The following is a 9938-nucleotide window of genomic DNA, read 5'->3' on the forward strand; positions in this document are numbered from 1 at the left end:
GCCCCGCCCTACGGCGACCCCCAGCAGAGCGGCCCCCCGATGGTCGCCCGCAACCTCACCATGGGCCTTCACGACCGCAGGGGATGATTCAGTGCGGTTCCCCTGGCGTCGGGCCCTGAGGCCCTCCTCCTTCGGGAACCGCGGTGCGATCGCCGGTGTGCTTACTGCTGGGCTCTTTCCGCGCGGATGCGGGTCACCACGTCGCCGGCGGCGGTCTTGATGGAGTCGAGTTCTTTCAGGTAGGCCCAGTAGTCCGGGTTGGTGCCGGTGAGGCGTTTCGGGGCGTTCTCCAGGCGTTCGACCAGGGAGTCGAGGACGCGGGCGTGCTGCGGGGCCGCGCCGCCCGGCTGGGCCATGGCGAGGCGCTGCGCGTCCCGGACGGCGAACCGGACGCTCTCCGCGGGCGCCGACGGGTCGGCGGCGACGGTCCGCAGCTCCTCGACCCGGCCGGTGACCTGGACGGCCCGGCGGTCGGCGGCGTTCAGCTCGGTGCGGGCGGCGGTGAGCGCCTGCTGCGCCTGCTTCCACTCGGCGCGCGAGGAGTGCGCGGACGCCTCGTTCAGCCGCTCACGCGCCCGGTTCGCCGCCGCCTCGATCGACTCCGGCGCGCCCTTCAGGTCCTGCCAGCACGCCTGCGAGTAGCCGCGCAGCAGGACCCGCATGGCCTCCCTGACGGGCCCCACGCGGTTCGCGACGACGTCGACCCGGGTCCGGACCGAGGCGAGCGAGTTGCGGACCTTCTGGGCCATCTGCGGCAGCTCCGCGGCGGCCTCATGCGCCCGGTCGGCGATCTCCCGGACCTCTTCGGCCTTGCGTATCGCCCCGTCCAGGCCGAATCCACCGAGTCCCTGCGAGCCGAGCTGGGCGAGGATCTGCTTGGCCTGCGCCACCTCCGCCTCGGGGTCGGAGGCGTCCATCCCGGCCTGGCGGGCGGCCGCCACGGCGGCGTCGGCGGCGGCGACGGCCTCGCGGGCGGCGGTCAGCTTGGGCGGAAGCTGGTCGAGGGCCGACTCCAGCCTGGCCATGCGGGGGGCGAGGCGTTCGGCGAAGCCGTTCAGGTTGCGGGTGATCTGCTGCAACCGCTCGGTGGTCGCCACGAACGCGCGGCGCGCGGCGTCGTAATCGGCCGGTGACCGGGTCTGGTCATCGAGGTCGTGCGCGTCCAGCACGGAGATGTAGGCGTGCGCGGCGGCGTCCGCGGACTCGGCCAGCCCGGTGAACTCCCGCCGGACCGGCTCGGCGGCCTTGGCGTCGAGATCCTCGAACACGGTCACGCGGCCGTCGATGAACTTCTGCGCCTGGTCCATGTCGTAGAAGGCGGTCGACGCCGCCTCCCTCGCCTCGATGGCGCCGGCCGCCGGCTGTGGACCGCGGCCACGGCGCCGCTGGTCGCCCGCTCCCCGCAACGCAGCCTCCCTTCGTCCCTGCCCAGTCTGGCGCAGATGGACCGGATTTCGCGCGGGTGGGCGCCGTCTCGTCTGATGCGTCCGGCCGGGAGGGAACGGATAGCATCGCTGCAACGTCGATAAGTCTGGGCGCCGGACCGGCGTCCGACACGGCATGCGATCTTGGAGGCCTCCGTGGGAGTCAGTCTCAGCAAGGGCGGCAACGTCTCGCTCACCAAGCAGGCCCCCGGCCTGACCGCGGTGACCGTCGGTCTCGGCTGGGATCTGCGCACCACCACGGGGACCGACTTCGACCTGGACGCCTCCGCCATGGTCCTGGACGCCTCCGGCAAGATCATCACCGACAAGCACTTCGTGTTCTTCAACAACCTCCGCACGCCGGACGGCGCGGTAGCGCACAGCGGCGACAACACCACCGGCGCCGGCGAGGGCGACGACGAGCAGCTCCAGGTCAACTTCGGCGCGATGCCGGCCACCGCCGAGCGGGTGGCCTTCGCGGTGTCGATCTACGAGGCCGACGGCCGCGGCCAGAACTTCGGGCAGGTCCGCAACGCCTACATCCGCGTGCTCAACCAGGGCGACGGCTCGGAGATGGCGCGCTACGACCTCACCGAGGACGCCTCCATGGAGACCGCGATGGTCTTCGGGGAGCTGTACCGCTCCGGCGAGGAGTGGAAGTTCCGCGCGGTCGGCCAGGGATACGCCTCCGGCCTCGCGGGGATCGCCGTGGACTTCGGCGTCAACCTCTGACGGCGCGCCGCGGGCGGCGGACGCGAGAAATTCGGCCGTCCCGGAAATCGGTCGCCGCATGACCGGTCACGGAGGGCACCGGTCTCGTTAGGATCCTCTGCCAGGGATCAGGCTCATAGGGAAGGGAGTGGCCCGATATGGGAGTTTCACTCGCCAAGGGCGGCAACGTCTCACTGACGAAGGCCGCGCCCAACCTCACCGCGGTCACCGTCGGCCTCGGCTGGGACGTCCGCGCCACCACGGGCGCCGACTTCGACCTGGACGCGTCCGCGCTGATGCTGGGCGGAAGCGGCAAGGTCATGTCCGACCAGCACTTCGTGTTCTTCAACAACCTGAGGAGCCCGGACGGTTCGGTCGAGCACACCGGCGACAACCTGACCGGCGAGGGTGAGGGCGACGACGAGTCCATCAACGTCAACCTCACCGGGGTCCCGCCGGAATGCGACCGCATCGTGTTCCCGGTCTCGATCTACGACGCCGACAACCGGCACCAGAGCTTCGGCCAGGTGCGCAACGCCTTCATCCGGATCGTCAACATGAACGACGGCAACGAGCTCGCGCGCTTCGACCTCACCGAGGACGCCTCCACCGAGACGGCCATGGTGTTCGGCGAGCTGTACCGGCACAACGGTGAATGGAAGTTCAGGGCCGTCGGCCAGGGGTACGCCTCCGGGCTGGCCGGCATCGCGATGGACTTCGGCGTGAACGTCGGCTGATGCCGGCACCCCCGCGTCCCGGCCGCCACGCCCGGCCTCCTGACTAACAGAAATACACGCATGATACTTCGCACCTTTGGCTGGTCATTCGGCGTCACGGCCGTCGGCCTCGTCCTCGCCTTCCTTTACGGCGGCCCGTCGGTGTTCGCGCTGGTCGCCGTGCTGGCCGTCCTCGAGATCTCGCTGTCGTTCGACAACGCCGTGGTCAACGCCAAGGTGCTCGACCGGATGAGCCCCTTCTGGCAGAAGATCTTCCTGACGATCGGCATCGCGATCGCGGTGTTCGGCATGCGGCTGGTCTTCCCGCTCCTGATCGTGGGGGTCACGGCCCAGCTGGGTCCGATCGAGGCCTTCGACCTGGCGCTGAACGACGAGGACCGCTACCACCATCTGATGGAGGAGGCCTACCCGACCATCGCGGCGTTCGGCGGCATGTTCCTGATGATGCTGTTCCTGAACTTCGTGTTCGAGGAGCGCGCCGACAAGTGGCTGCCGTGGCTGGAGAAGCCGCTGGCCCGCATCGGCAGGCTGGACCAGCTCGCGGTGGTGGTCGCGGGCGGTGCGCTGGCGTTCGTGTCGTGGCTCGCCGCCGACGACCCGGGCACCGTCATGATCGCGGGCGTGCTCGGCATGATCACCTACATCCTGGTCAACGGGCTCGGCGAGCTGTTCTCCGAGGCCGCCGAGGAGGACGAGGACGAGGAGACGGGCGAGGGCGAGGGCCAGAAGCCCGAGCAGGGGCGCGGGCCGAACGGGCTGGTGCTGGCCACCGGCAAGGCCGGGTTCTTCCTGTTCCTCTACCTGGAGGTGCTGGACGCCTCGTTCAGCTTCGACGGCGTCATCGGCGCGTTCGCGATCAGCACCGACCCGATCGTCATCGCGCTGGGCCTCGGCATCGGCGCCATGTACATCCGGTCGCTGACCGTGTTCCTCGTCCGCAAGGGCACACTGCACGAGTACGTGTACCTGGAGCACGGCGCGCACTGGGCGATCGGCGCCCTGGCGACCTGCATGCTGATCAGCATCGGCAGCCACGTCCCCGAGTGGATCACCGGCGGGCTCGGCGCCGGACTGATCATCGCCGCGTTCGCCAGCTCCATCCTCCGGAACCGGGGCGAGGACGGGGACGTCTCCGAGGAGGCCTCCGGCGAAGACGGCAAGCGGCTTCACTCCAGCAACGTCTGACCTTTCACCCGCGAAGCATCGATCACCGAAGGAGCCGAACGATGTCCATCTCGCTGCAGAAGGGCCAGAAGGTCTCGCTGGCCAAACCCGGCGGAGGAAAGCTCACCAAGGTCAAGATGGGCCTCGGCTGGGACGCCGTCGCCAAGAAGGGCCTGTTCGGGAAGACCAAGACCCAGAACATCGACCTGGACGCGTCCTGCCTGCTGTTCGACGGCAGCGGGAACCTCGCCGACCAGGTGTGGTTCCGGCAGCTGCGCAGCAAGGACGGCTCCGTCCTGCACACCGGCGACAACCTGACGGGTGAGGGCGAGGGCGACGACGAGGTCATCAACGTCGACCTGCAGGGCATCCCGTCGAACGTCACCCAGCTGGTGTTCACGGTGAACTCCTTCACCGGCCAGGACTTCTCGCAGATCGAGAACGCGTTCTGCCGGCTGGTGGACGAGGGCACCGGCCAGGAGATCGCGCGCTACGACCTGAGCGGCGCCGGGCAGCACAACGCCCAGATCATGGCGAAGGTGACGCGGGACGGCGACGGCTGGTCGATGACGGCGATCGGCGCGACCGCGACGGGCCGCACGTTCCAGCACCTGCTGCCCGCCGTGTCGGCGCACCTGTGACTCCGGATCCCGCCCGGGTGACCCGGTGTCCGATCTCATGACACGGCGCGGCTGACGGGGCGTCCATGCGGCATTTCGACCACATCGACGCCGCGCGCCGCAAGCACCTGTTCTACCGGCATCCGCGGCCGTTCGACCGGCACGGCGATCCGGAGGTGCTGGCCGTGGCGCTCGGCGCCACGCTGTACAGCCCCGCCACCCGGCCCGCCCTCGCCGCGGACGTCGAGGGGGCGGCGCGCCGCGGTGTGATGAGCATGGTGCTGTGCCTGGAGGACGCGATCGGCGACGACGAGGTCGCGGCGGCCGAGTCGAACCTGGTGGCGCAGCTGCGGACGCTGCACGCGGGCGGGCGCGGCGCCGAGGCGCCGCTGCTGTTCGTCCGCGTCCGGGACCCGGGGCAGATCGGCGACCTGATCGGTCGGCTCGGCGCCGCGGCGCCGCTGGTCACCGGGTTCGTGCTGCCCAAGTTCACCGCGGCGGGCGGCGGAGCGTACCTTGAAGCGATCGAGGAGGCCGCCGCCGGCGGCGGGCTGCGGCTGCTGGCGATGCCGGTGATCGAGAGCCCGGAGGCGGTGCACGCCGAGTCCCGGGAGGAGACGCTGCACGAGGTGGCGCGGCTGCTCGCCAAGCACCGGTCGAAGATCCTCGCCGTCCGGATCGGCGCGACGGACATGTCCGCCGCGTACGGGCTGCGCCGCCCGCCGGACCTGACGATCTACGACATCCGGCCGGTCGCGGCCGTGATCTGCGACGTGGTCAACATCCTCGGCCGCGCGGACGGGACCGGCCATGTGGTGACCGGGCCGGTCTGGGAGTACTTCTCGGCGGGCGAGCGGATGTTCAAGCCGCAGCTGCGGCAGTCGCCGTTCGACGCGCAGCGGGCGGCGCCGCTGCGGCAGCGGCTGATCACATCCGACCTGGACGGGCTGATCCGCGAGGTGCACCTGGACAAGGCGAACGGCCTCATGGGCAAGACCGTGATCCATCCGAGCCATGTGGCGGCCGTGCACGCCCTGTCGGTGGTGACGCACGAGGAGTACTGCGACGCGGCCGACATCCTCGGCGTCGCCGGGGGAGGGGCGATGGCCAGCTCGTACGCCAACAAGATGAACGAGGCCAAGCCGCACCGCGCGTGGGCGCAGCGGCTGATGCTGCGCGCCCGCGTGTTCGGCGTGGCGGCGCAGGACGTCACGTTCGTCGAGCTGCTGGAAGCGGCGGGCAGCCCGTGACGGCCGCTCCGCCCCGCCGGCCGGGTTCCTCGCCGAATTCCTCGCCGGGGTCTCGTTGGCCGGGTGCCTGGGTGGCGTCGCGCCTCGGGGTCCGGCTCACGGACGGCCCGCGCCCGGTGGGCGCCGGCCTCGCGGATCTCGTCGGGCTGGCCGTGCGGCGCAACCCGCGGCGGGCGCACCTGCTGGTCTCGGCGGTGCTGGGCAAGCACGTCCCGACCGATCCGCGGCTGGTGTACGGGGCGGGTCGGCTGCTGGGCGAGCTCGTGCGCGCGCGCCTGCGGGGTGAAGCGCCGTCCCGGCCAGGGTCTCTGCTGGCCGATGCCCTGCTGGACGTGCCGGGGGCGGCGGCCGGACTGCGCGATCTCATGCGCACCCCGCGGGTTCCCGTGGAAGCGGTCGTCCTGGGCTATGCGGAGACCGCCACGGCCCTGGGGCACTCGGTGGCGGATGCCCTGGGCGGCGCCTACTACCTGCACTCCACACGCCGTCCCGTAGCGGGCTTCGCCATGTACGGGGGGTTCGAAGAGGAGCACAGCCACGCGACGAGCCATCTGCTGCTGCCGGCGGACCCCGCCGCGTTCGACCGCGACGTGCCCGTGGTGCTGGTGGACGACGAACTCTCCACAGGCCGGACGGTGCTGAACACGATCGAGGCACTGCACGCCGTCCGGCCCAGGGGCCATTACGTCCTCGCGGCCCTGGTCGACCTGCGCGGCCCCGCCGACCGGGCCCGGATGGACGATCTCGCCGCCCGGCTGGGCACCCGCATAGACGCCGTGGCCCTCGCCGGAGGCCAGGTCGACCTTCCCGAAGACATCCTGGCAACTGGGGAGGCGCTCGCCGCGGACCTGTCCGCACGCACCGTGCTCCCCGAGGAGGCGGCCGGTGCGTTCGGCGTGACCCGGCTCGGGCTGGAATGGCCCCCCGGACTGCCGGACGGAGGACGGCACGGGTTCCTGCCCGGCCATCGCGCGCTGCTGGAGAAGGAACAGGCGCGCATGGCCGATGCCGTGGCCGCCGGACTCGGCGCCGGGGCCTCCCGTGTTCTCGTCCTGGGGTTCGAGGAGCTGATGTACGCGCCCCTGCGCCTGGCCGAGGCGCTCGCCGACGCGTTGCCCGGCGTGGACGTCCGGTACTCGACGACGACGCGTTCGCCGGTGCTCGCCATGGACGACCCCGGCTACGCGATCAGGACGCGCCTGGCCTTCCCGGCGCACGACGACCCCGCCGACGGGCCGGGGGAGCGGTACGCCTACAACGTCGCTCCTGCGTCGGACCAGCCCGGGTTCGACCGGATCGTGGTGGTCGTGGACGACATCGGCGACACCCCGCAACTCGCCACCGGTCTCCTGGAGCGGCTGCGCGCGCTCGCACCGGTACTGGTCGCGGTGGTTCCTGCCAGGAGGGGCACGTGAAGCCGCTGTACGGGCCCTCGTTCGGCAGCTACCCGTCGGAGGACGTCGCGTGGCTGCTCAAGGACCTGTCCCATGCGCGCCTCGAAGCGCCCACCGAGGAGCGTGAGGCGGCGATCCAGGCGGGCCGGGCGCACTACGCCGAGTCGCTTCCGGTGGAGTACCAGCCGGGCCCCGAGTACCGGCGGCTGTTCCACCGGGCGCTGGAGGCGTCGGCCGAGCGGATCGCGTACGCGACCGGACTGGTCACCGAGATGATCCTCGCCGAGCGCGGCCCGCGGGCCGTGCTCGTTTCGCTGGCCCGCGCCGGGACGCCGGTCGGGATCCTCATGCGCCGCTGGGCGCGGTTCGCGCACGGCCTGGACCTGCCGCACTACGCGGTCAGCATCGTCCGGGCCCGCGGCATCGACACCGTCGCGCTGCGGTATCTCGCCGAGCACCACGACCCCGCGTCGGTGATGTTCGTGGACGGCTGGACGGGCAAGGGCGCGATCACGCGCGAACTGGCCGCCGCGCTGGCCTCACTGCCGTTCCCGTCCGACCTCGCGGTGCTGGCCGACCCGGGACGGTGCACCTCCCTGTTCGGGACGCGGGACGACTTCCTGGTCCCGTCCGCCTGCCTCAACTCGACCGTCTCGGGACTGGTGAGCCGGACCGTGCTGAACGCGGAGCTCATCGGGCCCGGCGACTTCCACGGCGCCAAGTTCTACTCCGGTCTCGCCGGAGACGACGTGTCCGCCGTGTTCCTCGACACCGTGGGCGCGCGGTTCGGGGACGTCGCCGAACGGGTCGCCAAGGACCTGCCGGAGCACCGTGCCGCCGACCGCGCCCCCGACTGGTCGGGCTGGGAGGCCGTCCGGCGGTGCGCCGCCGCCGAGGGCGTCGACGACCTGAACCTGGTCAAACCGGGGATCGGGGAGACCACGCGGGTGCTGCTGCGCCGCGTCCCGTGGAAGGTCCTCGTGCGCGCCGACGCGGGCCCCGAGGTGACGCACATCAGACTGCTCGCCGGCGAGCGCGGCGTGCCGGTCGTCGACGTCGAACCCGACCGGTTCCCCTACGCCTGCATGGGACTCATCCATCCTCGGTTCGGCAAGGGAGCCGTCCAGTGACCGTCCTGGTGTGCTCCGACCTCGACCGTACGCTCATCTACTCCGCCGCCGCGTTCTCCCTGGACGGACCCGACGAGGCGATGCCGCGCCTGCTGTGCGTGGAGTTCTACCAGGGCGCGCCGCTCTCGTACATGACCGAGGCGGCCGCGCGCATGCTGGAGACCCTCTCGACGGCCGCGACGTTCGTCCCGACGACGACGCGCACACCGGAGCAGTACCGCCGTGTCAACCTCCTGGAGAAACCCGCCGGGTACGCCATCACCGCCAACGGCGGCCACCTCCTCGTGGACGGCGTGGACGACCCCGAATGGGCGGCGTCCGTCCGGGCACGCGTCGCCGACGGCTGCGCGCCGCTGGCGGACGTCCAGGAGCACCTCGTCCGGACGGGCGGCGACTTCGTCCTCAAGCGGCGCAACGCGTCCGGCCTGTTCGCCTACACGGTCGTCGACCGGGCCGCGCTTCCCGCCGGGTGGGTCGAGGACCTCACCGGATGGTGCGCGGAACGCGGCTGGCGGACGTCCCTGCAAGGCCGCAAGGTGTACTGCCTTCCCGCCTGCCTGACCAAGGCCGCCGCCGCGGAGGAGGTCGCCCGCCGGACGGGCGCGTCCACGATGCTCGCCGCCGGCGACTCCCTCCTCGACATCGAACTCCTCGAAGCCGCCGACCTGTCCATCCGCCCCGCCCACGGGGAACTCCACGACACGGGGTGGACGTTCCCCGCGACGGCCGTCACCGCCTCCCGCGGCATCACCGCGGGGCTGGAGGTCTCCGAGTGGCTCCTGGAGCGCGCGACGGCCCCGTGACAGGCCGCCGCGAAAAATCACGTCGCAGGCGCGGAGACCGTGGACAAGCGACGCACCCGAAGGGGTCGCAGCGGCCGCGTTCTCCGGTCACAATCACGGTGAACCCCCTCTCTCGCAGGAGGAGGACACCCTGAACACATGACCTCCCGTCTGACCGGCGACGAGACCGCGCTGTGGAAGGCCGCGGCCAGGGTTCTCGATGCGAACTGGACCGGGACCGCCACCGCGGCGTCCCCCGGCCTCTACCCGCACCAGTGGAGCTGGGACTCCGCGTTCATCAGCATGGGCCTCGCCCGGCACCGCCGCGACCGCGCCGAAGCCGAACTGATCTCCCTGTTCCGCGGCCAGTGGGCCGACGGGATGCTCCCGCACATCGTGTTCGACCCCGCCCTCGCCCGGCACGCCTACTTCCCCGGCCCCGACCTCTGGCGCAGCGAACGGCAGCCGGACGCGCCGCGCGGCGTGCACACCTCCGGCCTCACCCAGCCGCCGCTGCACGCCCTCACCGCCCTCCGCCTGCACGAGTGCGCCACCGACCGGGAGAGCAGCCGGGTGTTCCTCGCGCGGCTCCACCCGATGCTCGCCGCCCAGCACCACTACCTCGCCCGCGCCCGCGACCTGGCCTCCAGCGGCCTCATCGCGATCTGCCACCCCTGGGAGTCGGGTCTCGACAACAGCCCCGCCTGGGACCTGTCTCCTATACAC

9 protein-coding genes and 1 pseudogene are annotated in these 9938 nt (G+C 71.6%); 9 read left to right on the plus strand and 1 reads right to left on the minus strand.

What is annotated here, in order from left to right; all coding sequences use genetic code 11:
* Positions 1 to 161: 161 nt before the first annotated feature.
* A complete protein-coding gene (locus E1281_RS32200; protein WP_131883489.1) occupies positions 162 to 1406 on the minus strand; it encodes a molecular chaperone DnaJ in 1245 nt (414 codons plus the stop codon).
* Positions 1407 to 1580: 174 nt separating this feature from the next.
* Between E1281_RS32200 and E1281_RS32205 the strand changes: the two genes are divergently transcribed.
* From E1281_RS32205 to E1281_RS32240, 9 genes and pseudogenes are all read left to right on the plus strand, one after another.
* Positions 1581 to 2156: a TerD family protein gene (locus E1281_RS32205; protein WP_131883490.1), complete on the plus strand. Its 576-nt coding sequence runs from the start codon at positions 1581 to 1583 to the stop codon at positions 2154 to 2156.
* A 137-nt stretch (positions 2157 to 2293) separates the two neighbouring features.
* Positions 2294 to 2872: a TerD family protein gene (locus tag E1281_RS32210; RefSeq protein ID WP_131883491.1), complete on the plus strand. Its 579-nt coding sequence runs from the start codon at positions 2294 to 2296 to the stop codon at positions 2870 to 2872.
* A gap of 60 nt (positions 2873 to 2932) precedes the next feature.
* The gene (locus tag E1281_RS32215; RefSeq protein WP_131883492.1) at positions 2933 to 4057 is read left to right on the plus strand and encodes a DUF475 domain-containing protein; all 1125 of its coding nucleotides are present in this window, start codon (positions 2933 to 2935) and stop codon (positions 4055 to 4057) included.
* Positions 4058 to 4098: 41 nt separating this feature from the next.
* Positions 4099 to 4677: a TerD family protein gene (locus E1281_RS32220; RefSeq protein WP_131883493.1), complete on the plus strand. Its 579-nt coding sequence runs from the start codon at positions 4099 to 4101 to the stop codon at positions 4675 to 4677.
* A gap of 65 nt (positions 4678 to 4742) precedes the next feature.
* A complete protein-coding gene (locus E1281_RS32225; RefSeq protein WP_131883494.1) occupies positions 4743 to 5906 on the plus strand; it encodes an HpcH/HpaI aldolase/citrate lyase family protein in 1164 nt (387 codons plus the stop codon).
* 71 nt (positions 5907 to 5977) lie between these two features.
* Complete coding sequence (locus E1281_RS40695) at positions 5978 to 7321, plus strand: phosphoribosyltransferase family protein (protein ID WP_243717641.1); 1344 nt, start codon at positions 5978 to 5980, stop codon at positions 7319 to 7321.
* Positions 7318 to 8430 (plus strand): cysteine protease StiP family protein, encoded by a 1113-nt coding sequence (locus tag E1281_RS40700; protein WP_165959204.1) that lies wholly within the window; start codon positions 7318 to 7320, stop codon positions 8428 to 8430. The genes E1281_RS40695 and E1281_RS40700 overlap by 4 nt, the downstream gene beginning before the upstream one ends.
* Positions 8427 to 9233, plus strand: a complete 807-nt coding sequence (locus tag E1281_RS32235) for an HAD family hydrolase (RefSeq protein ID WP_131883495.1) — start codon at positions 8427 to 8429, stop codon at positions 9231 to 9233. Before E1281_RS40700 ends, E1281_RS32235 begins: the two co-directional genes overlap by 4 nt.
* Before the next feature lie 138 nt (positions 9234 to 9371).
* Positions 9372 to 9938, plus strand: a pseudogene (locus E1281_RS32240) (hypothetical protein); the annotation flags it as partial.

Source organism: Actinomadura sp. KC345, assembly GCF_004348515.1.
Classification (GTDB): domain Bacteria; phylum Actinomycetota; class Actinomycetes; order Streptosporangiales; family Streptosporangiaceae; genus Spirillospora.